Origin of the sequence: Yoonia maritima (assembly GCF_003003285.1) — a bacterium.
Taxonomy (GTDB): domain Bacteria; phylum Pseudomonadota; class Alphaproteobacteria; order Rhodobacterales; family Rhodobacteraceae; genus Yoonia; species Yoonia maritima.
In genome coordinates this window covers 127,087-151,359 of sequence record NZ_PVTP01000005.1, presented here as the reverse complement: position 1 = coordinate 151,359, position 24,273 = coordinate 127,087, and the positions used below count along the sequence as shown (strand labels likewise).

The following is a 24,273-nucleotide window of genomic DNA, read 5'->3' as shown; positions in this document are numbered from 1 at the left end:
ACTGACCTGAAAGGTTAAGACATGATGAAGCCCGTATTGACCATCGCCACATTGATGTTGGCCTCTCCCGTTGCTGCGCAGCAAAGCTTTGCCGCGCCCGAAGGGTGCGAAGCCAAGCTGACTGTTCAGCAAAAGGGCTGCGTGATGGTTAATGTGTGGACCTGTGAAGCCGATAGCGAAGGCGACCAGTGGATCGCTTTGATCGGCCAGACAGGCGTGTTTAGCGTGCAACGTGTTGACGACGAATTTCAGTGGATGGAAACCTATTCCGTTCTCGGGAATGAGGCGCTGCAAGAGCCCGTTGAAGACCCGTCATCATTGACCGAACTATTCGCTAATCAGGTGGATACATGGGATTTCACAATCGAAACCGAAGGTGGCGCGGAGCGTAACGTTGGTTTTGACATGCTAACCGGCGAAACGATTGTGATCGATGGCGAGACATTGTTTGAAACCGAATATCAGGGTCAGACAATTGACGCGGACGGCAATGTTTTAGACGCAAGCAGCGGTCGCCAATACGTCAGCGAAGACCACCGGTTGTTCTTTTTCGGTCAATCTTGGTCGGAAGAAGACCCCGATCAAATCACTGACATGTCTCCAGTTGAATTCATCTACCCAGACGAGCCCGGTTTCTTTGCGGACCAACCAGTCTACGAATGTAACGAGATCGAAACGAGCTATCAGCCATGAGGATCACACTTGGTCTTTTGATCGCTGCCAGTCCCGTCGCTGCGCAGGACAGTCGGGCGACCTTTGGTCTGCCCGCTGGCTGTACTGCGTATTTAACGGTGCAGGCAGAAAGCTGTCAGGTTGATCATCACTTTACCTGCGAAGGCGACGCGCCGGGACACCAACGTCGTGTTTCGCTGGATGAACAGGGCATGACCTACGCCGGTGAAATCGATGCCGAAACGCAGTGGATCGCCAGCTTTCACGCGCTGACAGGTCACAGCGAGCAGCTTATGTCGAACCCGGCAGAGCCAGCGTCACTGTCTGATCTGATCGCGAATGGTGTTGATGATTATGATTTCAGCACAATGTCTGACCAGTTCGGTGCAACGCATTTCGTCGGTCAGGACACGTTGACCGGGCGCGAAATCACGATTGACGGCGTTACGCTGCTTGAAACGACTTATGACCTGACCGCGACTGCGGACGACGGCACCGTGATTTGGTCCGGCGAAGGCAACGAATTTATTCACCCAGACTGGCGCATATTTTTGTCTGGCACTGGGGTCACAACAACACCCGAAGGGCAGTTCGAACACGACGACCGCCCTGTCGAATTCATCTTTCCCGGGGAACCGGGTTTTCTAAGTACACGGCCAAAGCACGGCTGTGGGGTTGCGATCTCATCCGCACCACTTTCTGAGGAGAATACCTATGACCACATATGATCAAGCTTGGGTCGCGGCTGAGGAAGCTAAGCGCAAATGGATGACCGAAAACGGTCTTTATGCTGATGAAGACGAACATTCGTCTTGCGGTGTTGGCCTTGTGGTTGCCATCGATGGTACACCTTCGCGTGGCGTTGTCGAAAACGGTATCGATGCGCTAAAAGCGATTTGGCACCGTGGTGCTGTTGATGCCGACGGCAAAACAGGTGACGGCGCGGGTATCCACGTTCAAATCCCTGTTCCATTCTTCCAAGATCAAATCCGTCGTACTGGTCACGAGCCAGAAGACGGTGAAATGATCGCGGTTGGTCAGGTGTTCCTGCCACGTACCGATTTCGGTGCCCAAGAACGCTGCCGTACAATCGTTGAATCCGAGGTTCTGCGCCTCGGTCACTATATCTATGGCTGGCGCCACGTTCCGGTGAACACCGAATGTTTAGGTGAAAAGGCGAACGCCACACGTCCAGAGATCGAACAGATTCTTATCCGCTGTGAAAAGGATATCGACGAAGAGCAGTTCGAGCGCGAACTGTACATCATCCGTCGTCGTATCGAAAAAGCAGCTGCCGCCGCGCAGATCAACGGCGTTTACATTTGTTCGCTGTCTTGCCGCTCGATCATCTATAAAGGCATGATGCTGGCCGAGCAGGTTGCAGAGTTTTATCCAGACCTGCTCGACGAACGTTTTGAATCGGCATTCGCGATCTACCACCAGCGTTATTCCACAAACACTTTCCCGCAGTGGTCACTGGCACAGCCATTCCGCATGTTGGCACACAACGGCGAAATCAACACGCTGAAGGGTAACGTCAACTGGATGAAGTCCCACGAAATCCGGATGGCGTCTGGTGCATTCGGCGACAAAGCCGAAGATATCAAGCCGATCATTCCGTCGGGTGCGTCAGATTCGTCTGCGTTAGACTCTGTTTTTGAGGTTTTGGTACGAGCAGGCCGCAACGCGCCGATGGCGAAAACGATGCTGGTTCCCGAAGCATGGGCGCAGCAAGCATCTGACATGCCACAGGCGTGGCAGGACATGTATAGCTATTGCAACGCCGTGATGGAGCCATGGGATGGCCCAGCCGCGCTAGCGATGACCGACGGTCGTTGGGTCTGTGGTGGTCTGGATCGGAACGGTCTGCGCCCACTGCGTTACGTTGTGACAGGTGACGGTCTACTGATCGCAGGTTCTGAGGTTGGCATGGTGCCAATCGACGAAGCCACTGTTGTCGAAAAGGGCGCGCTTGGCCCCGGTCAGATGATTGCCGTCGACATGAAAGAAGGCAAACTGTTCCACGACACTGAAATGAAAGATGTCCTGTCTGGCGCGCAGCCATTTAGTGACTGGATCGAAAAAGTTATCGATCTAACTGATTCAATGGGCGATGTAGCAGAAGAGGCCATGTTCAAAGACGCAGATTTGCGTCAGCGTCAGGTTGCTGCGGGCTATTCTATCGAAGACCTAGAGCAAGTTCTTGCGCCGATGGCCGAAGACGGCAAAGAAATGATCGCGTCGATGGGCGACGATACCCCGTCTGCGGTTCTTTCAAGCGTTTACCGTCCGCTGTCGCACTTTTTCCGTCAGAACTTTAGCCAAGTAACCAACCCGCCAATCGACAGTTTGCGTGAAACACGCGTCATGTCGTTGAAAACACGGTTTGGTAACCTGAAAAATGTGCTGGACGAAAACTCTTCGCAAGCAGAAATTCTCGTACTGGAAAGCCCGTTCGTTTCAAACGGCGAATTCAATGAAATGGTGCGCCATTTCGGCGATAACGTTGCCTTTATCGACTGTACCTTTGAAACAGGGCGCGGCGCGCTTTCCGCAGGTCTTCAGCGTATTCGCGAAGAGGCCGAGGATGCCGTGCGTTCAGGTGCAGGGCATTTGGTGCTGACGGATCAGCATCAAAACGTTGACCGCGTGCCAATGCCGATGATCCTTGCGACATCTGCTGTGCACTCTGGTCTGACATCAAAAGGTCTGCGTACATTCTGTTCGATCAACGTGCGTTCTGCGGAGTGTATCGACCCGCATTATTTTGCGGTGTTGATTGGCTGTGGCGCAACGACTGTGAACGCTTATCTGGCGCAGGATTCGATTGCGAACCGCGTTGAACGTGGATTGCTAGAAGGTACCCTTGCCGAAGCAGTGAGCCATTATCGCAAAGCAGTTGATGCAGGCCTGCTGAAAATCATGGCCAAGATGGGGATTTCGGTTCTTGCGTCTTACCGTGGTGGTCTGAACTTTGAAGCAGTCGGTCTGTCACGTGCGATGGTTGCGGAATTCTTCCCGGGTATGCAAAGCCGTATCTCTGGTATCGGTACAAGCGGTATCCAAACCAAGCTGGAAGAAGTCCACGCGCGCGGTTGGAAAAACCCAACTGACATCCTGCCAATCGGTGGCTTCTACAAAGCCCGCCGTTCAGGTGAAAAGCACGCTTGGGAAGCGCAGACAATGCATATGTTGCAGGCTGCTTGTAACAACGCATCCTATCCGATGTGGCAGCAGTACAGTAAATCAATGCAGGCGAACCCGCCAATCCACCTGCGTGATCTATTGGCGATCAAACCAATGGCAAAACCTGTGCCGATTGAAGAGGTCGAAAGCATCACGGCGATCCGCAAGCGTTTCGTGACGCCCGGCATGTCTTTGGGTGCGCTTAGCCCAGAATCACACCGTACGCTGTCAATTGCGATGAACCGTATCGGCGCAAAGTCGGATTCTGGTGAAGGCGGCGAGAGCCCAGAGGATTTCACACCAGAACCAAACGGTGACAACGCTTCTGCAAAGATCAAACAGGTCGCGTCTGGTCGTTTCGGCGTCACAGCCGAATACCTGCTGGCTTGTGAAGAGCTTGAGATCAAAGTTGCGCAGGGTGCAAAACCTGGCGAAGGTGGGCAGCTGCCCGGCATGAAGGTCACTGACTTGATCGCCAAGCTGCGCCACTCAACCAAAGGCGTGACGCTGATTTCACCGCCGCCGCACCACGATATCTATTCAATCGAGGATCTGGCCCAGTTGATTTATGACCTCAAGCAGATCAACCCGATCTGTAAGGTCACCGTGAAACTGGTTGCTGCGTCTGGTGTTGGTACGATCGCTGCTGGTGTTGCAAAGGCGAAGGCCGATGTGATCCTGATTTCAGGTCACAACGGCGGTACAGGCGCATCACCGGGTACATCGATCAAATACGCTGGTCTGCCATGGGAAATGGGTCTGACCGAAGCACACCAAGTGCTTGCCATGAACAACCTGCGTGAACGTATCACATTGCGGACAGATGGTGGCCTGCGCACTGGTCGCGACATCGTCATGGCTGCGATGCTTGGTGCCGAGGAATACGGCATCGGTACCGCTGCGCTGATCGCGATGGGCTGCATCATGGTGCGCCAGTGCCAGTCAAACACTTGCCCCGTCGGCGTATGTACACAAGACCAAGCACTGCGCGACAAGTTCACGGGTAACGCGGACAAGGTCGTGAACCTGATCACCTTCTACGCAACCGAAGTACGCGAAATCCTCGCTAGCATCGGTGCGCGTTCGTTGGATGATGTTATCGGCCGTGCCGATCTGTTGACGCAGGTTAGTCGTGGTTCTGCGCATCTTGATGACCTTGACCTGAACCCATTGCTGATCACAGTCGATGGCGCTGAAAAGATCACTTATGACCGCAACAAGCCACGTAACGCTGTCGATGACACGTTGGATGCGCAAATCGTTCAGGATGCTGCGCGCTTCTTGAACGAGGGCGAAAAGATGCAGTTGGATTATGCAGTGCAAAACACACTGCGGACCATCGGTACACGCACATCCAGCCACATCGTTCAGAACTTTGGCATGCGTAATGAACTGCAGCCCGATCACCTAACGGTCAAACTACGTGGCTCTGCTGGGCAGTCGCTGGGTGCATTTGCAGCGCCGGGCCTCAAGCTCGAGGTTTCTGGCGACGCGAACGACTATGTCGGTAAGGGGCTGTCGGGTGGTACAATCGTGGTTCGTCCACCAATGGTTAGCCCGCTGGTTGCTGCCGATAACACGATCATCGGGAACACTGTTCTGTACGGTGCGACTGACGGTTATCTGTTTGCGGCGGGCCGTGCAGGCGAACGTTTCGCGGTGCGGAACTCTGGCGCGACTGTCGTGATCGAAGGCTGCGGAACTAACGGTTGTGAATACATGACTGGTGGTGTTGCGGTAATTCTCGGGTCAATTGGTGCGAACTTTGGTGCCGGTATGACGGGCGGTATGGCCTATCTATACGATCCAAAAGGCGAGGCCGCCGACCTGATCAACATGGAAACACTGGTGACGAACCCTGTGACCGTGGATCACTGGCTCGATCAACTAAAAGGCCTGATCGAACGCCACGCGAAAGAAACAGGTAGCCGCAAAGCTGCTGACATCTTGCAACACTGGGAACTGGAGAAAGGCAACTTTGTCCAAATCTGCCCGAAAGAAATGCTAGTGCATCTGAAGCATCCGCTAAGCATCGAAGACGCTGCAATCCCTGCTGAGTAAAAACAACGCCCCTGCACTGAAATAAGTGTGGGGGCGATCTGCTTCTTGACCACACAACCCGGCACGTGGCTTATGGTGCTGATGGCAGAGCGTAAAACACCCAAAAAGAAACCCACGCCCAAAAAGCGAAATACGCGGAAAAAACAGCCCAGCTTGGTTGAGCGGGGCTGGCAAATGGTGCGCCGGGTGATTTGGGGTTTTGGCTTTGCAGTGCTTGGATTCGTGTTGTTAGCGACCTTGCTTTACGCGGTCGTCCCGCCGCCAACGACGCCATATATGTTCTCGGAACGCAGCCGTTTGGGTTCAATCAAATATGATTGGACCCCGATCGAGGATATCGCACCAGTGATGGCGCGCTCTGCCGTGGCAGCAGAGGATGCCAATTTCTGTTTGCATTGGGGGCTGGACGTCAATGCTATCCGTTCCGCGATTGATCGTGGCCGCGGTGGCGCATCGACGATTTCACAGCAAGTCATCAAGAACGTTTATCTTTGGCACGGGCGTAGCTGGCTGCGCAAAGCGATGGAGGCATTATGGACCCCATTGTCAGAGGCGGTTTGGACCAAACGCCGTATTCTTGAACTGTACCTAAACGTCGCTGAATTCGATGAGGGTGTGTTTGGTGTACAGGCTGCTGCGCGCCATTACTTTGGCGTGGATGCTGCGAATCTGTCTGCGACACAGGCCGCACGGCTTGCCGCGATTCTACCCGCACCGAAAACCCGTTCGGCATCAAACCCCAGCCCATACACTCGCGATCGGACCTCTGCCATCATCAGCGGAGCCCAAACAATCAAGGCGGATGGTCGCGCGGATTGTTTCGAAAGCTGATCCAACCATTGATCCGGACGCGCCCTTGCTGCATTGAAGAGTAAAACCGATTTGTGAGTCCGTCATGAACACCCTGTATCATTACCCGTTGTCTCCGTATTCACGCAAAGTGCGGTTGTGCCTTGCCGAAAAGAAGATCGAAGTCGGTCTTGTCGAAGAACGCTATTGGGAACAAGACGCTGAATTTTTGCGCCGTAATCCGGCCGGAAAAATTCCTGTTCTTAAAATGAATGGTCGCATGATGGCGGACAGCAATGCGATCTTTGAGTACCTCGAAGAACTGCACCCAACGCCAGCTCTTCTGCCGCGCGAGTTGGATGCCCGTTACGAGGCGCGACGCCTTGTTGGCTGGTTCGACGATAAATTTTATCACGAGGTCACAACAAAGCTGATCGGCGAACGTGTATATCGCAAGGTGATGGGGACGGGTTACCCGGACAGCACGAACGTCAAAGCAGGGGCGCGTGCGATCAAGTACCATCTCGATTACATGGCCTATTTGCTGGAAGACCGCCGTTGGCTTGCTGGCAACGAAATGACTATCGCAGATTTCGCGGCAGCGGCGCATTTGTCCTGCCTAGATTACACAAGTGATGTTGACTGGAATCGCCACGAGGTCGTGAAGGACTGGTACGCCAAGATTAAATCGCGTCCGGCGTTCCGGTCGCTTTTGGCGGATGAGGTGCCTGGTTTCCAACCGGCTGCGCATTATGCTGATCTGGATTTCTAAAGGTCGCGGAACACGTTCTGCTGTAATCCTGTGAAGGACCGGTTGGTAACATACGTCCAAGAGGCGGGTTTTGCTAAAGTTGGCATCTGCCGCCCGGATTCAGTTCCTGAGATTGCCGACCGATTAGCGACATTTGTTGATGCAGGGATGCATGGACAAATGGAATGGATGGCCGAACGGATGCATTGGCGAGGCAACCCTGCCGCGCTTTGGCCGGAGGCAAAATCGGTTATCATGCTGGCTGAACCTTACACGCCGGAACATGACCCGCTCGAGGTATTAGATCATCCTGACCGTGCAGCGATTAGCGTCTATGCCCAAGGACGCGATTACCATGATGTTGTGAAAAAACGGCTAAAGCGTGTGGGGCGTTGGCTGATCGAACAAGTGCCAGAGGCCCAGATCAAGGTTTTCGTGGATACGGCCCCGGTTATGGAAAAGCCATTAGCCCAAGCTGCCGGGCTGGGTTGGCAGGGAAAACACACCAATGTTTTGGGGCGCGATCTTGGATCTTGGTTCTTTATCGGTGCGATTTTTACGACGGTTGAATTTGAGCCGGATACGCCAGAGGTCAGCCACTGCGGTAGCTGCACGGCGTGCCTTGATGTCTGTCCAACATCGGCCTTTCCCGCCCCGTATCAGTTGGATGCACGGCGCTGTATTTCCTATCTGACGATTGAACACAAAGGTCCGGTCGACCTCGAATTACGTGCCTTGATGGGGAACCGGATTTACGGTTGTGATGACTGTTTGGGTGTTTGTCCGTGGAACAAATTCGCAAACACGGGCCGTGACGCGAAATATGCCGCACGCGAAGATCTAATCGCGCCGCCGTTATCCGAGCTTGCTGCGCTTGACGATGCTGCATTTCGGGCGCGGTTTTCGGGGTCGCCTATCAAACGCATCGGTCGTGACCGGTTTGTGCGCAATGTCGCATATGCCATAGGCAATTCGGGCGACCGAACCCTTGCTGGTGCGGTCGCCCGATTGATTGGCGATTCGGATCCCACCGTCGCCGAAGCTGCACGGTGGGCATTAGACCGTTTAGGAAGTAGCGCGGCGCGCAGCAGCGAATGAAACCAACCGACGCTTTTTCTCATCCCAAAGATCAAGGCTCGCGCACTTGACGCTTTGCAGCATTGTCAGGCGGCTAACTTCGACCAGTTCTTGGTGGTCGCGCAGAACTTCTGTCAGGCGATAGAAGGGGATGCGGCTGTACAGGTGGTGTACGTGGTGAATCCCGATGTTCGCAGTGAACCAACGCAAGATTGGTGGCAAATCATAGTGAGAGCTGCCGTGAAGCGCGGCCTCGTGTAGTTGCCAATCTGGTGCCTGTTCCCAGTGCGTGGTTTCAAACTGATGTTGAACGTAGAACAGCCAAACACCAATGGACGCGGCGATCAGAGTTGTTGGAAGAAAGACAAGGAACAGTGCTTGCAATCCGCCGAAATATACGATCGTGCCGAGGATTGCGACGATTGCTGCGTTTGTCCCCATGGCGCTGATCCAGTACTTTTTACCTTGGTCCATCAATCCAAGTGGGAGACGGTTCTGGAGGATGAACAAATATGTCGGGCCAAGGCCGAACATGACCAGCGGATGGCGATAAGCGCGGTACATGAAACGACCAAATGCGGTGCGTTGATGATATTCTTCAACGGTCAGTGTCATCACGTCACCAATGCCGCGATGATCAAGGTCACCGGCGTGGCTATGGTGGATCGAATGTGTGCGGCGCCATACATCGTAGGGGGTCAGTGTAACAACGCCCAAAACGCGGCCGACCCAGTCACTGACTGTCCGGTTGCCGTAGAATGATCCGTGCCCGCAATCATGCTGAATGCAGAAAAGTCGAAGAAGAAAGCAGCCGTTAAACGCAGAGATCAAAAATGCGCCGATATAGCTGTAAGGAGCCACGAGGCAGGCCAATATCCATAGGCCAACGAACGGAACAAAACTTATCATCAGTTCAATGCTGCTACGCAGGCTGCTGGGTTCACGATAGTTCGCGAGAATTCGTACCCAATCACGTGGGCTAGGCGATGTCGGGGAGTTATTATCTGAGGGCATGCAGTGCTTCTTATTGTGACTGTGTAACGGATACCTTAACGCTGAGCGGTAGCAAGCAATAAAGGCTTCAATGTGTTGGGTATGCGTCCTAGGGTGCCCAAAAGGAGACAATCATGCAGCCCCTACGCGGAATTCTTCTCAAGGTGATGTCAGTCTGTATGTTCATGGCGATGGCGAGCTTGATCAAAGCCGCGTCGGCTGATGTACCACCGGGAGAGGCGGTATTCTTTAGGTCGTTTTTCGCGCTTCCTATTATACTTGGCTGGCTCGCTTTGCGGGGTGAGCTGCGCCATGGTTGGAAGACAAGTAATCCGATGGGGCATTTTTGGCGCGGCTTGGTTGGAACGTCTGCAATGGGCTTAGGCTTTACCGGGCTGGGATTGCTGCCTTTGCCAGAAGTGACGGCAATTGGTTATGCAGCGCCGCTGTTGGTCGTTATCTTTGCCGCGATGTTTTTAAACGAGCAGGTTGGTGTTTTTCGGTTGTCTGCGGTTGCATTGGGGATGGTTGGTGTTTTGATCGTCTTGTCGCCCCGATTGTCGGTTGGTGCGTCGTTGGGCGCATCCGAAACATTAGGCGCACTCGTTGTGCTGATGGGGGCGGTCATGGCGGCTTTGGCGCAGGTGTTTGTCCGTAAACTGGTCAATACTGAGGGCACCGCCGCGATTGTGTTTTGGTTCACCATTACATCGTCGGTCATGGCGTTGTTTACGATTCCGTGGGGCTGGACGATACCGTCAGCGTCAATGGCGTTGATGTTGATTTTTGCAGGGCTTTTCGGAGGTATCGGGCAGATATTCCTGACCTCAAGCTATCGTTTCGCGGATGCTTCGCTTGTTGCGCCGTTTGATTACAGTTCGATGATTCTTGCGCTTGTTATCGGATATTTCATCTTTGACGAAGTTCCGACAGGAACGATGTTGTTAGGGGCTTCGGTTGTTATTGCAGCCGGTGTGCTGATTATCTGGCGCGAACGGCAGCTTGGGCTTAAGCGGTCCCAACAGCGCAAGGCGACAGGAAACGTGGGCGGCTAGTTTTAGTTACGTTCTGTCCGTCGCAGGAACCGGTTCTTAATCTGAGCGATCTGGCGAGGTAGGCCGGGTGCCGCAGTTGGCACATCAAGTCCCGCATCAGCGTATTTCTTCCAGATTTTATGCACATCTGTCGGCGAAAGGTGCGCTGGGATGCTAATGTTCGTTCCGCCCTTTGGCTCTAGAAAGCGAGTAGGTACCTGAAATGGCAACGACCCACGTGGGCGCGCAATAACTTTTTGGTTTAGTCGTGCGATCTGGCGCAATGGCGCATCGCGGTCTTCAACCATGAGGCGGTGAGTGCGATAAAAACCGATGTCCCATTGTATCAAGACCCGAGAGAATATGTCGTCGGGTTCTGGATGGGCTGGCAGCGGTTTCGGGTCATCCAAATGTTTTGCGGGATTGCTGCGATAAAACGCATGAACTGCGATTGCAAAGTCACATTCGGGTTGGCTTAGCATCCACGAGATGAGCGTATTGTGTGACGCGTATTTTGCGCGCCTAATCGTGTCTAGCCATAAATCCTGGGGCGCACCTTTTAGAATATGTCTGATAGAAAGATCTGCATTCAGTTGGTCATGCTTGTGTCGTGTCGAATGCATATTCTTGCGTCTTCTCATCGTCTCAAAGAACTGGTTACCGGGCCGGTTATACTTTGAAAACTGGCCGAATTTTGTCCATCAACTATGAGATGATCGATTTATGTAGAAAAAGTTGCCCAGATTACACCTAAGGCGTGCAAAATATGCTATCCTAAGGGTCTACTTGGGAGGACAACATGACAAAACAAATGCTTGATCAACCAGAAAGCCCCACCAGACTCACTTTAGGACGACTCATTGCTGTTGTAAGAAATGCGAAGCCGAGTCAGCAAAGTCTAGCATTGCAGCGCCGCCGCCGGGCGAGGGCCAGCGACGGTCGGATCAATGCTTATCGGGTCCAGCGCTTGCACGCATGAAGCGTGATAGCCAACCGATGATCAGCGCAGTTCACTGTTAAGCGCGAACGAGTTTTTCATAGTCTTCGGCGATCTCGCGTGTAAGCGCGCCAACTTCGAATGTGTAATCACCGATCTGGCCTACTGGGGTTACTTCTGCTGCGGTGCCGGTTAGCCAGCATTGCTCAAACCCTTCTAGCTCTTCTGGCATGATGCGGCGCACGTTGACCTTGATCCCTTTGGCCTCGAGCATGCCGATCACGGTCTGGCGTGTGATCCCGTTCAGGATCGCATCTGGATCAGGTGTGTGCACTTCGCCGTCTTTGACGAAAAAGATGTTTGCGCCAGTCGCTTCGGCGACATAGCCGCGATAATCCATGAACAGCGCGTCCGAGCAGCCTTTGGCTTCGGCGGCGTGTTTGGACATTGTGCAGATCATGTAAAGACCGGCGGCCTTAGCCGCTGTTGGGATCGTTTCCGGTGACGGGCGTTTCCATTTCGCGATGTCCAGCTTTGCGCCTTTCATCTTGGCGTCGCCATAATAGGCACCCCATTCCCACGCTGCGACAGCCATGCGCACTGGGTTTTTGTTGGATGCGACACCCATGTCCTCACCTGCGCCACGATATGCGACCACCCGGACATATGCGTCTTCCCAACCGTTGGCCTTTAGAACGTCATATTTTGCTTTTTCGATTTCTTCGATTGAGTATGGAATTTCCATGTCCAACAGCTTGCCTGATTTGATCAGGCGTTCAGAGTGTTCGACGGATTTAAAGATCTTGCCATTGTAGCAGCGCTCGCCTTCAAAGACAGATGACGCATAGTGCATAGCGTGGGTCAGAATGTGAACGTTGGCATCGCGCCATTCGACCAATTGGCCGTCCATCCAGATTTTGCCATCACGGTCATCATATGCACCAGCCATCATCGCCTCCACGGGAATTTGCATTTGTTACGACATTAGGTCCGTTTTGGACATAATATTGCGTATTTTGTGGGTTTCGCTAGCAGTTGATTCTTGGAATGTCAACAAAGCTGACGTATTGTTCCTTGAGTTAAAAGGAGTACGCGCATGAGTGACGGGCCGCAGCCACAGACGGGACAAAGTCTGCTTTTTCTGACGGACGAACAGTTGCGTAAGGGGATCGAGGCGATGTTTTTCGCCTATCGTGGATTTACCGCTGACCCAGACCGTATCCTTGAAGAAAAATCTTATGGTCGGGCACATCACCGCGCAATCCATTTCATTCATCGCAGTCCTGGCACGACGGTAAATAACCTGCTGTCAATTCTGGGTGTTACAAAACAATCGCTTAATCGTGTGTTGCGTACATTGATCGAAGACGGTTTGGTGGCGAGCACTGTCGGTAAAAAGGACAAGCGAGAACGACATTTGCATCTAACACCAGAGGGAGCTGTGTTAGAACGTGCATTGTCGGATGCGCAACGTGATCGAATGCGGGCGGCATATCGTACTGTTGGACCTGACGCGGTGGCGGGGTTTCGGCAAGTGTTGGAGGCCATGATGGATGACCAAACGCGTCACCATTATGAGGCGATGAAGGATAGAACAGAATGAAGGCTGACGACGCCCATTTATTAATTGTGGACGATGATGAACGTATTCGCAGCCTGTTGCGTAAATTCTTGGTCAGAAGTGGTTTTCTTGTAACGACAGCACGTGACGCGGCGCATGCGCGGCGTATTTTGTCAGGTTTGGAATTTGACCTGATTGTGTTGGACGTGATGATGCCGGGCGAAGACGGTGTCACGCTGTGCCGCGATCTGCGCCAAAAGCTGACAACGCCAATCATGTTGCTGACGGCTAAGGCGGAAACGGATGACCGTATTTCAGGGCTAGAGGCTGGTGCAGATGATTATCTAGCGAAGCCTTTTGAGCCCAAAGAGCTGTTGCTGCGGATCAATGCGATCTTGCGCCGGATGCCAGAAGCCGAACCTGTCGTCGTTCTGCCCAAGGTTATGCACATGGGCCCTGTCCGCTACGATATTGAGCGTGGAGAGCTTTGGGAAGGTGACGCCTTGGTGCGTTTAACCGCAACCGAAAGCCAGCTCATGCGTATTTTCTCAGGGCATCCGGGAGAGCCGATTAGCCGCGCGCAATTGGTTGAAGAGCTAAGCCGGTCTGGTGGTCAGACTCAAGAACGTGCAGTTGATGTGCAAATCACGCGGCTACGTCGCAAGATTGAAGCGGACCCAAAGCAACCCCGCTACCTGCAAACCGTTCGGGGTGCTGGGTATATGCTCGCTCCGGAGTGACCTCGTTGTGCGCCCTGTGGGCGCGCGACATTTATTAGGTTAGTCTTATCGAGAGTTTGCACTTCGGACGAAAGGCTGCGCTATGGTCACCGCATTGATTACCCATGACGATTGCTACGATCATGTGACCCCACCGGGTCACCCTGAACAGGTGGCGCGGTTGGATGCGGTTCTTAATGCGCTATCCGATTTAGATTTGTATAGGGTGAAGGCCCCGCTTGTGGCCGAAGATGATCTGCTGCGTGCGCATCCCAAATCGCACGTTGCCGCGATCAGGGACGCTGCCCCTGAAAATGGTTGGCGGTCACTGGACGCTGACACGCATATGTCTGTTGGTACTTTGCAGGCGGCCTATCGTGCGGCGGGCGCTGCTGTTCGTGGTGTTGATATGGTCATGTCTGGTGATGTTAGCAATGCGTTTGGTGCGACACGCCCCCCCGGGCATCATGCGGAACGTGAAACCGCCATGGGGTTTTGTTTCTTTGGGAATATCGCGATTGCCGCGAAATATGCGCTGGACCACCATGGTTTGGATCGTGTCGCCATCGTTGATTTTGACGTGCACCACGGGAATGGCACGCAGGATTTGGTCGAGGATGATCCGCGCATCCTCTTTTGTTCAACGCATCAATCGCCGCTATATCCCGGTACCGGGGCCGCACATGAAACGGGTGTAGGCAACGTTTTGAACGTGCCATTGCCCGAAGGGACGGGGTCAGCCACTTTCCGCGATGTGATGGATCGTGTGGTCTTCCCGCGCGTTGCTGCGTTTTCTCCTCAACTTCTGCTGATATCGGCGGGATTTGATGCACATGAAGATGATCCATTGGCGGGTATGAGATTACAAACCGACGACTTTGGCTGGGTAACACAGCGTCTGTGCGATCTGGCAGATGAACATTGCGAAGGCCGCGTTGTGTCCATGCTCGAAGGTGGGTATGACCTGAACGCACTGGGCGATGCTGCCCGCGCCCATGTCAGCGTATTGGAGGAAAGAGGCCGATGACCACGCCTGTTGAAGAGATGAGCTTTGAAGACGCAATGAAAGAGCTAGAGGCTGTTGTTGGCCAGCTTGAGCGTGGTGATGTGGCCTTGGATCAATCGATTGCCCTTTATGAACGCGGTGCTGCGCTAAAGGCGCGCTGCGAGGCAAAGCTGAAAGAAGCTGAAGAAAAAGTCGCCCGTATTACGTTTGGCGAGAATGGTGAACCCAAAGGGACTGCACCGCTGGATGGCTAAGGGATTTGAAGTCGCGCTACGGACCGCCGCCGCGCAAACTGAACGATATATTGCTGGTGAACTGGACAACCTGCCCGGCGAAATCGGCAAGGGTATGGTATATGCGACGCAAGGCGGCAAAGCGTTGCGCGCGTTTCTTGTGTTGGAAACGGCCAAGCTGCACGGGATAACCTCAGCGCTGCCCGTTGCTGCCGCGATCGAATGCATGCATGCCTATTCACTGGTGCATGATGATTTGCCTTGCATGGATGACGATGCGCTGCGCCGCGGCCAACCGACCGTGCACGTGAAATGGGACGAGGCGATTGCTGTACTTGTCGGGGATGCATTACAGTCGCTTGCGTTCGAGTGTGTTCTGCGCCCCGATATCGCAGCTGACGCACGCATTGTATTAGCACAGACCTTGGCGCGGGCCGCTGGCGTTCGCGGGATGGTGGGTGGACAGGCCGCCGATATCGCAGCCGAGACTGCACGTGCACCGCTCAGCCTTGGACAGGTGATGGCGTTGCAGGCGGGTAAGACCGGCGCTTTGATTTCATGGTCTGCGATGGCAGGTGCACGTATGGCCCAAGCTGATACAGCGCCGCTTAAGCAATACGGGGATTCCCTTGGCCTTGCGTTCCAGATCTGGGACGATGTTTTGGATATTGAAGGCGACGCTGAGCAAGTAGGTAAGGCCGTCGGCAAGGATGCCGCAGCAGGCAAGGCGACATTTGTGTCGCATTTAGGGCTGGACGGGGCGAAACGTCGCGCTGCGGACCTAGTAAAAACTGCCTGTGATGCGCTATCTGTCTATGGAGACGACGCTGAGACGTTAAAAGAAGCCGCCCGCTTTGTGATTTCGCGGACGCATTGAAGGGTAGCAAGATGACCAGCCAGCCACTTACCCCCGTTTTGGATCGCGTGAATACGCCAGATGACATGAAGCAGCTATCGGACGCGGAGCTGCGGCAGCTGGCCGATGATCTGCGCGCCGAAACTATCGCAGCGGTGTCCGTGACCGGCGGGCATTTGGGCGCTGGGCTGGGTGTGGTTGAAATGACCGTCGCCTTGCACGCTGTGTTCGATGCGCCCAAGGACAAGATCATCTGGGATGTATCCCACCAATGTTACCCACATAAAATCCTAACCGGACGTCGTGATCGTATTCGCACGCTGCGGACCGAAGGTGGGCTAAGCGGTTTTACAAAACGATCTGAAAGCCCCTATGACCCGTTCGGCGCTGCGCATTCGAGCACGTCGATTTCTGCGGCACTTGGCTTTGCCGTTGCACGTGACCTGGGCGGCGAAGGTGGCGATGCGATTGCCGTAATCGGTGATGGCGCGATGTCGGCTGGTATGGCCTATGAGGCGCTGAATAACGCAGGTCATCTAGGCAAGCGTTTGATCGTGATCTTGAACGACAATGAAATGTCGATTGCCCCGCCAACTGGCGCGATGTCTTCATATCTGTCACGTCTATACGCGGGCGAACCGTTTCAGGAATTCAAAGCGGCTGCAAAAGGTGCAGTGTCATTGCTGCCCGAACCATTCCGCGAAGGTGCCAAACGCGCCAAGGATATGCTGAAGCATATGACCGTCGGTGGCACGATGTTCGAAGAACTTGGTTTTTCCTACCTCGGCCCCATCGACGGCCACGACATGGATCAGCTCTTGTCTGTGCTGCGCACCGTCAAAGAACGCGCAGATGGCCCGATCCTGATCCACGCGATTACCAAAAAGGGCAAGGGATACGCCCCCGCCGAAGATGCGAGCGATAAGGGTCATGCCCGCGCAAAGTTCGACGTTGTTACTGGCGAACAAAAGAAAGCGCCAAGTAACGCGCCGTCTTATACTTCGGTATTTGCTGAGACTTTGATTGATCTGGCCGCCAATGATCCCAAGATTTGCGCGATCACCGCTGCGATGCCTGACGGAACTGGCCTTGACCGTTTCATGAAACGCTACGCCAGTCGTTGCTTTGACGTTGGTATCGCCGAACAACATGCGGTGACGTTTAGTGCGGGTCTTGCCGCTGGCGGGATGCGTCCGTTCTGTGCGCTTTATTCGACGTTCCTGCAGCGTGGCTATGATCAGGTTGTGCATGATGTTGCGATCCAGCGTTTACCCGTCCGTTTCGCGATTGACCGCGCTGGGCTTGTTGGTGCTGACGGCGCGACTCATGCGGGTGCATTCGATGTGGCGTTCTTGGCGAACTTGCCAGGGATGGTCGTGATGGCCGCCGCTGATGAGGCTGAATTGGTGCGCATGGTTGCCACGGCTGCCGCCTATGACGACGGTCCGATTGCGTTCCGTTTCCCACGGGGCGAAGGCGTGGGTGTCGAGATGCCGCAAAATCCAGAACTGCTGGAAATCGGCAAAGGCCGGATGATCAAAGAAGGATCGCGCATTGCGATCCTGTCTTTCGGGACGCGGCTGCAAGAAGTGACCGCCGCCTGCGAAGCGCTATCTGCAAAGGGCATCAATCCAACCGTGGCTGATGCACGTTTTGCTAAGCCGCTTGATAAAGACATGATCCTGAAACTGGCCGCTGATCACGAGGCACTGATCTGCATCGAAGAAGGCAGTGTCGGTGGCTTTGGGTCACATGTCGCACAGCTATTGTCGGATGAGGGCGTGTTCGATCACGGCCTGAAATTCCGGTCCATGGTGCTGCCTGATACCTTTATTGATCAGGCCAGCCCACGCGCGATGTATGACACTGCGGGACTGAACGCCGATGATATCGAAGCCAAGGTTTTGGATGTCTTGGGCGTTGAAGTAATCGGAAAACGCGCCTAGTCCTCAGGCGCGTTCTTCATATCCAAGTGTTTTTCGATCGCGATCAAACGCTGTAGAACGGCGTCACGATAGGCGTCTGTGCTTGCGTTTGCTTCTTCGGCGTGGGCGTCTTGCATTGAATTCACGATCAGACCCACCAGTAGGTTCACGACAGCAAAAGTTGTGACCATGATGAATGGGATAAAGAACGCCCACGCATAAGGGTAGGTCGCCATCACGGGTCTGACGATCCCCATGGACCAGCTTTCAAGCGTCATGATTTGGAACAGCGAATAGGCCGATTGGCCTAGGCTTCCGAACCATTGGGGAAAGCTATCGCCGAATAGCTTGGTCGACATGACCGATCCGATATAGAAAATGATCGCCATCAAAAGAAACACACTGCCCATCCCGGGAAGCGCGGTTACGAAACCTTCGATAACGCGGCGAAGGCTGGGCGCGGCTGACATGATCCGCATCACGCGCAAAATTCGAAGGGCACGCAACACGGCAAGGCCTTGGGCTGCTGGGATCAAGGCGATGCCAACGATGATGAAATCAAACAGGTTCCAGCCACTGCGAAAGAATTGCCGACCGTGCGCGACCAGCTTTGCAGCGATTTCGATAACGAAGATTGTAAGGCACAGCGTGTCGAGTGCTTCGATCAAACCACCGAAACGGCTCATGATGGCGTCGGATGTTTCGAGGCCAAGTATCAGGGCATTAAATAGAATGACACCGATGATGAAATTGCGTGTGAAGGGTAAGCTAAGGTAGTGCGCAAGCGTTTCTTTGTAAGTCATCGGTCCGCCAAAATTGTTGGTTTCATATGGCGCGGGCCGGTTTAATACGCAAGTGATCGGCGGGGCTATTCGCGCAAATGTGTGCACTGCGCATCAGGTGGCGCTGACGGGCCGTTAGCGCGCCCGACGTAGCGTTCTTATGGACCGAATATCCACAACCAACGCAGCATAAGCGTCGGGAGGATCTATATGACGCATTTTGTTCACATCTATCGGTGGGTGGTTTTCTTGTTGGCCGGCGGTTACGTCCTGCGGACTTTGATTTTTGGCAATTATGATGGGTTTGGTGGACCGCTGAGGTATCTGACCGTCTGGGCGCTTTTCGCATCCTTCTTTGCGGCAAGCCGTATGATGGCAATCCAAGAGGGCCGAAGCGAAAGGCGCTGGGACGGTTTTGTCTGCATGACCGCCGTGATCAACACGATGGTCGTATTCTTGTTTTGGCGGTTGTATTTCGCAGACCCAACATCAGTGACCGACAATGGGCAGCTGATGGCATGGCATTTAGAACTGTACTTGCATCTGTTCGGACCGTTGCTTCAGCTGATTGACACGCTCTTTATCCATCGCAGTTATCGGCGGTTGGGTGCGCCTTTGGCGTGGCTTGTCGGGGTGATTGGTGGCTACGTGTTGTGGACCGAACTTGTGATTAGTCCAACTAACGCAACCCCTATGGGCGCAGTGACAAGCGGACTGCCTTATCGGTTCTTGAACAATCTAGAACTACCGCAACGCATGATTTTTTATGGATCAAACTTAGCGATCGCCGTTGTTCTTTTGCTACTATTCGCTGCCATCGCGTGGACCGTCAGGCGTTTTCTTCCTGCGCTAATAGCGCCTTAAGTCCGCTCCGGTAATCAGGATAGATGAGCCGAACGCCAAGTTCGTCTTTGATCTTGTCGTTACGTACCTTTTTGCTTTCTGCGTAAAAGCTGCGGGCCATTGGTGTCATCTCGGCAGTTTCAAAGTCTTCGGCGGGGGGCAGTGGTAACCCTAGTAATTCGGCCGCGTAACCGATGACGTCTTCAGGTGGCGCCGGGTCGTTGTCGCAGACGTTATAGACCGCACCGGGGTTCGGTTTGGCGATAGAAGCTGCAAGAACCTGTGCGATGTCATCAACGTGGGTGCGGCTAAAGACCTGACCCTTCTTGATGATACGCCGTGCGCTACCGCTGCGAACCTTAGAAAATGGTCCACGTCCGGGACCGTAGATGCCCGCAAGCCGGAAAATATGCAGGGGGAGGTCGGGGATGTCTGCCCAAGCGGCCTCTGCCTTGACTCGCGCGATGCCGCGTTTTGTTGCTGGGGTTAGCGGCGTGGTTTCATCAACCCAATCACCAGCGTGATCGCCGTAAACGCCAGTGGTGGACAAATAGCCGACCCATTCGAATTGTTTTGCACGTGCCGCGATCTCATCTTTCAGGGCGGCAAGCACAGGGTCACCATCATCGCCGGGCGCGGTCGAGATCAGCAGATGCGTCGCCTTATCCAGTGCAGGTACCATATCGGTGCCGGGCCATAGCATAGCCTCAACCCCTGTTTCTGCGACCTCGGCAGCGCCATCAGCGGAGCGCGTTGTTCCGATAATCGTGTAGCCCTGCGGCAGCAAAACACGGGCAAGCGCCTGCGCGCTAAAGCCGTGACCGAAAGAAAGAAGTGTATGGGTCATAAAAGTAGTGGTGCCGTAGCAGGGCGGGGATCGCAAGCCCTGACGCTAGCGTTAGCTTTCATAATCGGTTCTTGCTCATGCATCGTATAGTAAAAGATGCCGCATTTCTAACGCAATTGGCCTTGGCAGGTGAACGTTGCCAAGGCCAAACCTATTCTCAATCTATGAATTGGGAGGGGTTAGCATCCGGCGAAATAGCGTATCAAGATAGGCCATCGCATCTTCGAACGGGTCCTTGTCGCCTAAAACAGCACGGACCTGCACATCAAAATCCGCATAGTGTTGTGTCATTGCCCAAATTGAGAAGACAAGATGATGAGGGTCGATAGGCGCGATCTTTCCGGCTGCTTCCCATGTCTTTAGCACCACTGCTTTTTCATCGACCAGTTGTCGTAAATCTTGACTGAGGTGATCAGCAATATGCGGAGCGCCTTGTAAGATTTCGTTCGCAAACAGACGGCTTTCGCGGGGGTAGTCTTTGCTCATCGCCAGTTTGCGATGCACATAACCAAGTATTTCTTTTATGGGATCTCCGTTGGCGTCCATTTTCTGAAGTGGATCAAGCCATGTTTCCAGAAGACGTTCCAAAAGTGCGGTATAAATCGCGTCTTTCGACTTAAAGTAATAAAGTAAATTGGGCTTCGATAACCCTGCGGCGTCAGCGATTTGATCAAGCGTCGATCCTCGAAGGCCAAATTGAGAAAAAATATCTAGCCCTGCAGATAAAATTGCGGCGCGGTTGCGTTGTTGAATACGTGTCTCAGGTTTACTCATAGTATGTACTTGCTCAATTTTAGGGCGTCGGTGGTCACTGCCTAGCGTATTTGCATCCTTTTGCGGCAACTGCATGTTCTCTGCGCGGAAAACTTGACTGGGCCTATGTCTCTGTTAGCCTCACTTTGACCGAATGGTCAAATTAGACTTGTTCTACGGCGGAGATAACTCATGGCAGCCCCAGGCGAAAATTTAAAGATCAATAGTGCACGTTTGTGGGACAGTCTGATGGAAATGGCCAAGATTGGCCCGGGTATCGCCGGTGGTAACAACCGCCAAACTCTGACCGACGAAGATAGTGAAGGTCGTCACCTGTTTCAGAAGTGGTGCACGGATGCAGGTTGCACCATGGGGCTCGATCAGATGGGCAACATGTTCGCCCGCCGTGAAGGTGCCGACCCCGATGCGTTGCCCGTTTATGTCGGATCGCATTTGGACACGCAGCCGACTGGTGGCAAATATGATGGTGTTCTGGGTGTGTTAGGTGGGTTGGAACTGCTGCGCACGATGAATGATCTCGACATCAAAACCAAGCACCCCATTGTTGTTACTAACTGGACGAATGAGGAAGGCACGCGCTTTGCCCCGGCGATGCTGGCCTCTGGTGTATTTGCTGGCATGCACACCCAAGACTGGGCTTATGACCGTGAAGACGCTGAGGGTAAGAAATTTGGCGCAGAGTTAGAGCGCATTGGTTGGAAGGGCGAAGAAAAGGTTGGTGACCGCAAGATGCACGCGTTCTTTGAGTTGCACATTGAACAGGGTCCAATTCTAGAGGCCGAGAATAAACAGATCGGCGTTGTGACGCATGGCCAAGGCTTGTGGTGGTTGCAGGTCACCCTTACGGGCAAAGATGCACATACCGGATCGACCCCAATGAATATGCGTGTGAATGCAGGGCTTGGCATGGCGCGGATCACGGAGCTGGTGCACACGATTGCGATGGATAATCAGCCCGGTGCGGTTGGCGCGATTGGTCACTGCGACGTCTACCCAAATTCGCGTAACGTGATCCCGGGCAAGGTTGTCTTTACCATCGATTTCCGTTCCCCTGATCAGGATAAACTCGACGGCATGAAAGCACGACTAGAGGCCGAGGCAGTACCGATTATTGAAGAACTCGGGCTAACGATGGAAATCGAAGCCGTTGGCCATTTTGACCCGGTAACGTTTGACGAAGGTTGCGTGACAGCCGTGCGGAACGCCGCGGACCGTCTGGGGTATTCCCACATGGATATCATCTCGGGCGCTGGTCACGACGCCTGCTGGATCAATCGCCTGACACCGACCGCTATGGTCATGTGCCCATGCGTTGACGGACTGTCACATAACGAGGCCGAAGAAATTAGCCAAGAATGGGCGGCTGCGGGAACAGACGTGCTATTCCATGCGGTTGTTGAGACGGCGGGGATTGTTGGGTGAAATTAGACGAATTCGTAAAGAACACACTATTAGATATCACCAAGGGTGTATCCGAAGCCCAAGATGAAAGCCTTCTATACGTAGCCCCGGGTTTTGTTGAAGGTGAAAAACAAACTGAAGGACAGTTCGTAACATTTGAGGTTGATGTAACTGTAACAGGTGAAGGTGGTGGAGGTATTTCTGTGTTAGGGATCGGAGAACTCAAAGGAAGTGCGTCTCGTGAAGCGGCTAATCGGATTTCATTTCAAGTTCCGGTCCATTTCAACGCCCCTACCCCTAAAAATGGTAGGCACTATTCAAACACGGGCCCTATAGATTACCCCCCCTCGGAGAACAAAAAATGACCAAAGTCATCAAAAACGGAACCGTCGTCACCGCTGATCTGACTTATAAGGCAGACGTGCTGATTGACGGCGGCAAGATCATTGAGATCGGGCCGGACCTGTCGGGCGATGAAGTTCTAGATGCGACCGATTGCTTTGTCATGCCGGGTGGGATTGACCCGCATACGCATCTTGAGATGCCGTTTATGGGCACTTACTCCGCAGATGACTTTGCCACGGGTACCCGTGCTGCGCTGGCTGGTGGTACCACGATGGTTGTTGATTTCTGTCTGCCCAGCCCGGGTGACAGCCTGCTGGATGCGCTCAAGGTTTGGGATAACAAATCGGGCCGCGCGGCCTGCGATTATTCCTACCACATGGCGATCACATGGTGGGGCGAACAGGTCTTTGATGACATGAAGACCATCACCGAAGAACACGGCATCAACACGTTCAAACATTTCATGGCCTATAAAGGCGCGTTGATGGTGAACGATGATGAACTTTACGCATCCTTCAAGCGCTGCGCTGAACTGGGCGCAACGCCGTTGGTCCACGCCGAAAACGGCGATGTTGTTGCAGAACTAACCGCTAAATTACTGGCTGAAGGCAACACGGGCCCCGAGGCACACGCCTATTCCCGCCCGCCCCAAGTCGAAGGCGAAGCCACCAACCGCGCGATTATGATCGCCGATATGGCAGGTGCGCCACTGTATGTCGTGCACACGTCTTGCGAAGAATCTCACGAAGCGATCCGTCGCGCCAAAATGCAGGGCAAACGCGTTTGGGGTGAACCATTGGTGCAGCACCTTGTCTTGGACGAATCTGAATACTTCAATGAAGATTGGGACCATGCCGCGCGCCGCGTAATGTCACCCCCATTCCGGAACAAACAGCATCAGGATAGCCTTTGGGCTGGTTTGGCGTCGGGCACGTTATCATGCGTGGCGACCGACCATTGTGCCTTTACCACCGATCAAAAACGCTATGGCGTGGGCGATTTTTCAAAAATCCCCAACGGGACCGGCGGGCTAGAGGACCGTTTGCCTGTGCTGTGGACCTACGGTGTCGAAACAGGCCGTATTACGATGAATGAATTTGTTGCCGTGACATCGACCAACATCGCGAAAATCTTGAACTGCTATCCAAAGAAAGGCGCGATCCTTGTGGGCGCAGATGCGGATATCGTAGTGATGGACCCGAACGCCAAGAAAACCATTTCGGCCAGCACCCAAGCGTCTGCGATTGACTATAACGTATTTGAAGGCGTCGAAGTTTCGGCGACCCCTCGCTATGTGCTAACCCGCGGTTACGTCGCGGTGGACAATGGCGAATTAAAAGCCAAAGAAGGCCACGGCGAATTCGTCGCCCGCGATCCAAATGGCACGGTGAACACTGCGCTGTCGAAATGGAAAGACCTAACCGCTCCGCGGCCTGTGGAACGCACCGGCATTCCGGCGACTGGGGTCTAATTTATAAGGG

23 protein-coding genes are annotated in these 24,273 nt (G+C 53.8%); 17 read left to right on the top strand and 6 right to left on the bottom strand.

Annotated features, from left to right (window positions below; translation table 11 throughout):
• The first annotated feature begins 21 nt into the window (after positions 1–21).
• From CLV80_RS09295 to queG, 6 genes are all read left to right on the top strand, one after another.
• On the top strand, positions 22–693 hold the full coding sequence (locus CLV80_RS09295; RefSeq protein ID WP_106357284.1) for a hypothetical protein: 672 nt from the start codon (positions 22–24) through the stop codon (positions 691–693).
• Complete coding sequence (locus CLV80_RS09290; protein ID WP_106357282.1) at positions 690–1,400, top strand: hypothetical protein; 711 nt, start codon at positions 690–692, stop codon at positions 1,398–1,400. The genes CLV80_RS09295 and CLV80_RS09290 overlap by 4 nt, the downstream gene beginning before the upstream one ends.
• Entirely contained in the window at positions 1,387–5,919 is a 4,533-nt protein-coding gene (gene gltB / locus CLV80_RS09285; RefSeq protein WP_106357280.1) for a glutamate synthase large subunit, read from the top strand. Before CLV80_RS09290 ends, gltB begins: the two co-directional genes overlap by 14 nt.
• Before the next feature lie 81 nt (positions 5,920–6,000).
• A complete protein-coding gene (gene mtgA, locus CLV80_RS09280; RefSeq protein ID WP_106357620.1) occupies positions 6,001–6,750 on the top strand; it encodes a monofunctional biosynthetic peptidoglycan transglycosylase in 750 nt (249 codons plus the stop codon).
• 64 nt (positions 6,751–6,814) lie between these two features.
• Positions 6,815–7,480: an FtsZ-binding protein FzlA gene (gene fzlA / locus CLV80_RS09275; protein WP_106357278.1), complete on the top strand. Its 666-nt coding sequence runs from the start codon at positions 6,815–6,817 to the stop codon at positions 7,478–7,480.
• A 42-nt stretch (positions 7,481–7,522) separates the two neighbouring features.
• Positions 7,523–8,557 (top strand): tRNA epoxyqueuosine(34) reductase QueG, encoded by a 1,035-nt coding sequence (gene queG, locus CLV80_RS09270; protein WP_375342194.1) that lies wholly within the window; start codon positions 7,523–7,525, stop codon positions 8,555–8,557.
• Here queG and CLV80_RS09265 read toward each other — a convergent pair.
• Complete coding sequence (locus CLV80_RS09265; protein WP_106357273.1) at positions 8,525–9,550, bottom strand: fatty acid desaturase; 1,026 nt, start codon at positions 9,548–9,550, stop codon at positions 8,525–8,527. The two genes, queG and CLV80_RS09265, sit on opposite strands and share 33 nt — an antisense overlap.
• Before the next feature lie 113 nt (positions 9,551–9,663).
• Here CLV80_RS09265 and CLV80_RS09260 point away from each other — a divergent pair, with 113 nt between their 5' ends.
• Positions 9,664–10,584: a DMT family transporter gene (locus CLV80_RS09260; RefSeq protein ID WP_106357271.1), complete on the top strand. Its 921-nt coding sequence runs from the start codon at positions 9,664–9,666 to the stop codon at positions 10,582–10,584.
• 2 nt (positions 10,585–10,586) lie between these two features.
• On the opposite strand, the gene CLV80_RS09255 is transcribed toward CLV80_RS09260, so the two are convergent.
• The gene (locus tag CLV80_RS09255; RefSeq protein ID WP_106357269.1) at positions 10,587–11,186 is read right to left on the bottom strand and encodes a hypothetical protein; all 600 of its coding nucleotides are present in this window, start codon (positions 11,184–11,186) and stop codon (positions 10,587–10,589) included.
• 393 nt (positions 11,187–11,579) lie between these two features.
• Positions 11,580–12,449, bottom strand: a complete 870-nt coding sequence (locus CLV80_RS09250) for a branched-chain amino acid aminotransferase (RefSeq protein WP_106357267.1) — start codon at positions 12,447–12,449, stop codon at positions 11,580–11,582.
• Positions 12,450–12,596: 147 nt separating this feature from the next.
• Here CLV80_RS09250 and CLV80_RS09245 point away from each other — a divergent pair, with 147 nt between their 5' ends.
• The 6 genes from CLV80_RS09245 to dxs all read left to right on the top strand — a co-directional run bounded on the left by CLV80_RS09245 (position 12,597) and on the right by dxs (position 17,821).
• Positions 12,597–13,103 carry a MarR family winged helix-turn-helix transcriptional regulator gene (locus CLV80_RS09245; protein WP_106357264.1) on the top strand — a complete coding sequence of 169 codons (507 nt, stop codon included), beginning with the start codon at positions 12,597–12,599 and terminating at the stop codon, positions 13,101–13,103.
• Positions 13,100–13,801 carry a response regulator gene (locus CLV80_RS09240; RefSeq protein ID WP_106357262.1) on the top strand — a complete coding sequence of 234 codons (702 nt, stop codon included), beginning with the start codon at positions 13,100–13,102 and terminating at the stop codon, positions 13,799–13,801. The genes CLV80_RS09245 and CLV80_RS09240 overlap by 4 nt, the downstream gene beginning before the upstream one ends.
• A gap of 82 nt (positions 13,802–13,883) precedes the next feature.
• Positions 13,884–14,807 (top strand): histone deacetylase family protein, encoded by a 924-nt coding sequence (locus tag CLV80_RS09235; protein WP_106357260.1) that lies wholly within the window; start codon positions 13,884–13,886, stop codon positions 14,805–14,807.
• Positions 14,804–15,040 carry an exodeoxyribonuclease VII small subunit gene (locus tag CLV80_RS09230; protein WP_045995436.1) on the top strand — a complete coding sequence of 79 codons (237 nt, stop codon included), beginning with the start codon at positions 14,804–14,806 and terminating at the stop codon, positions 15,038–15,040. The genes CLV80_RS09235 and CLV80_RS09230 overlap by 4 nt, the downstream gene beginning before the upstream one ends.
• Positions 15,033–15,896: a polyprenyl synthetase family protein gene (locus tag CLV80_RS09225; protein WP_243394485.1), complete on the top strand. Its 864-nt coding sequence runs from the start codon at positions 15,033–15,035 to the stop codon at positions 15,894–15,896. Before CLV80_RS09230 ends, CLV80_RS09225 begins: the two co-directional genes overlap by 8 nt.
• Positions 15,897–15,907: 11 nt before the next feature.
• Positions 15,908–17,821, top strand: coding sequence for a 1-deoxy-D-xylulose-5-phosphate synthase (dxs, locus tag CLV80_RS09220; protein ID WP_106357256.1), 1,914 nt, complete (start codon positions 15,908–15,910; stop codon positions 17,819–17,821).
• Here the strand turns inward: dxs and CLV80_RS09215 are convergent.
• Positions 17,818–18,603, bottom strand: a complete 786-nt coding sequence (locus tag CLV80_RS09215) for an ion transporter (protein ID WP_106357254.1) — start codon at positions 18,601–18,603, stop codon at positions 17,818–17,820. The genes dxs and CLV80_RS09215 overlap by 4 nt on opposite strands.
• A gap of 189 nt (positions 18,604–18,792) precedes the next feature.
• Between CLV80_RS09215 and CLV80_RS09210 the strand changes: the two genes are divergently transcribed.
• Positions 18,793–19,446 (top strand): androgen-induced gene 1 family protein, encoded by a 654-nt coding sequence (locus CLV80_RS09210; protein WP_106357252.1) that lies wholly within the window; start codon positions 18,793–18,795, stop codon positions 19,444–19,446.
• Here the strand turns inward: CLV80_RS09210 and CLV80_RS09205 are convergent.
• On the bottom strand, positions 19,412–20,272 hold the full coding sequence (locus CLV80_RS09205; protein WP_106357250.1) for an SDR family oxidoreductase: 861 nt from the start codon (positions 20,270–20,272) through the stop codon (positions 19,412–19,414). The two genes, CLV80_RS09210 and CLV80_RS09205, sit on opposite strands and share 35 nt — an antisense overlap.
• Before the next feature lie 162 nt (positions 20,273–20,434).
• The gene (locus CLV80_RS09200; RefSeq protein ID WP_106357248.1) at positions 20,435–21,046 is read right to left on the bottom strand and encodes a TetR family transcriptional regulator C-terminal domain-containing protein; all 612 of its coding nucleotides are present in this window, start codon (positions 21,044–21,046) and stop codon (positions 20,435–20,437) included.
• A 171-nt stretch (positions 21,047–21,217) separates the two neighbouring features.
• On the opposite strand from CLV80_RS09200, the gene CLV80_RS09195 reads away from it, so the two are divergent.
• From CLV80_RS09195 to hydA, 3 genes are read left to right on the top strand one after another with little or no spacing between them, the layout of a single operon-like run.
• On the top strand, positions 21,218–22,468 hold the full coding sequence (locus tag CLV80_RS09195; protein ID WP_106357246.1) for a Zn-dependent hydrolase: 1,251 nt from the start codon (positions 21,218–21,220) through the stop codon (positions 22,466–22,468).
• Positions 22,465–22,812 carry a hypothetical protein gene (locus tag CLV80_RS09190; RefSeq protein ID WP_106357244.1) on the top strand — a complete coding sequence of 116 codons (348 nt, stop codon included), beginning with the start codon at positions 22,465–22,467 and terminating at the stop codon, positions 22,810–22,812. Before CLV80_RS09195 ends, CLV80_RS09190 begins: the two co-directional genes overlap by 4 nt.
• Positions 22,809–24,263 (top strand): dihydropyrimidinase, encoded by a 1,455-nt coding sequence (gene hydA, locus CLV80_RS09185; RefSeq protein WP_106357242.1) that lies wholly within the window; start codon positions 22,809–22,811, stop codon positions 24,261–24,263. Before CLV80_RS09190 ends, hydA begins: the two co-directional genes overlap by 4 nt.
• The last annotated feature ends 10 nt before the right edge of the window (positions 24,264–24,273 follow it).

Bases quoted from the DNA above. Each gene is read 5' to 3' on its own strand.
- CLV80_RS09265 (WP_106357273.1), bottom strand. From the start codon at position 9,550: ATGCCCTCAGATAATAACTCCCCGACATCGCCTAGCCCACGTGATTGG.
- fzlA (WP_106357278.1), top strand. From the start codon at position 6,815: ATGAACACCCTGTATCATTACCCGTTGTCTCCGTATTCACGCAAAGTG.
- dxs (WP_106357256.1), top strand. From the start codon at position 15,908: ATGACCAGCCAGCCACTTACCCCCGTTTTGGATCGCGTGAATACGCCA.
- gltB (WP_106357280.1), top strand. From the start codon at position 1,387: ATGACCACATATGATCAAGCTTGGGTCGCGGCTGAGGAAGCTAAGCGC.
- CLV80_RS09250 (WP_106357267.1), bottom strand. From the start codon at position 12,449: ATGGCTGGTGCATATGATGACCGTGATGGCAAAATCTGGATGGACGGC.
- CLV80_RS09295 (WP_106357284.1), top strand. From the start codon at position 22: ATGATGAAGCCCGTATTGACCATCGCCACATTGATGTTGGCCTCTCCC.
- CLV80_RS09255 (WP_106357269.1), bottom strand. From the start codon at position 11,186: ATGCATTCGACACGACACAAGCATGACCAACTGAATGCAGATCTTTCT.
- CLV80_RS09225 (WP_243394485.1), top strand. From the start codon at position 15,033: ATGGCTAAGGGATTTGAAGTCGCGCTACGGACCGCCGCCGCGCAAACT.
- hydA (WP_106357242.1), top strand. From the start codon at position 22,809: ATGACCAAAGTCATCAAAAACGGAACCGTCGTCACCGCTGATCTGACT.
- CLV80_RS09235 (WP_106357260.1), top strand. From the start codon at position 13,884: ATGGTCACCGCATTGATTACCCATGACGATTGCTACGATCATGTGACC.
- CLV80_RS09245 (WP_106357264.1), top strand. From the start codon at position 12,597: ATGAGTGACGGGCCGCAGCCACAGACGGGACAAAGTCTGCTTTTTCTG.
- CLV80_RS09240 (WP_106357262.1), top strand. From the start codon at position 13,100: ATGAAGGCTGACGACGCCCATTTATTAATTGTGGACGATGATGAACGT.
- mtgA (WP_106357620.1), top strand. From the start codon at position 6,001: ATGGCAGAGCGTAAAACACCCAAAAAGAAACCCACGCCCAAAAAGCGA.
- CLV80_RS09290 (WP_106357282.1), top strand. From the start codon at position 690: ATGAGGATCACACTTGGTCTTTTGATCGCTGCCAGTCCCGTCGCTGCG.
- CLV80_RS09210 (WP_106357252.1), top strand. From the start codon at position 18,793: ATGACGCATTTTGTTCACATCTATCGGTGGGTGGTTTTCTTGTTGGCC.
- CLV80_RS09215 (WP_106357254.1), bottom strand. From the start codon at position 18,603: ATGACTTACAAAGAAACGCTTGCGCACTACCTTAGCTTACCCTTCACA.
- CLV80_RS09205 (WP_106357250.1), bottom strand. From the start codon at position 20,272: ATGACCCATACACTTCTTTCTTTCGGTCACGGCTTTAGCGCGCAGGCG.
- CLV80_RS09200 (WP_106357248.1), bottom strand. From the start codon at position 21,046: ATGAGTAAACCTGAGACACGTATTCAACAACGCAACCGCGCCGCAATT.
- CLV80_RS09260 (WP_106357271.1), top strand. From the start codon at position 9,664: ATGCAGCCCCTACGCGGAATTCTTCTCAAGGTGATGTCAGTCTGTATG.
- CLV80_RS09195 (WP_106357246.1), top strand. From the start codon at position 21,218: ATGGCAGCCCCAGGCGAAAATTTAAAGATCAATAGTGCACGTTTGTGG.
- CLV80_RS09230 (WP_045995436.1), top strand. From the start codon at position 14,804: ATGACCACGCCTGTTGAAGAGATGAGCTTTGAAGACGCAATGAAAGAG.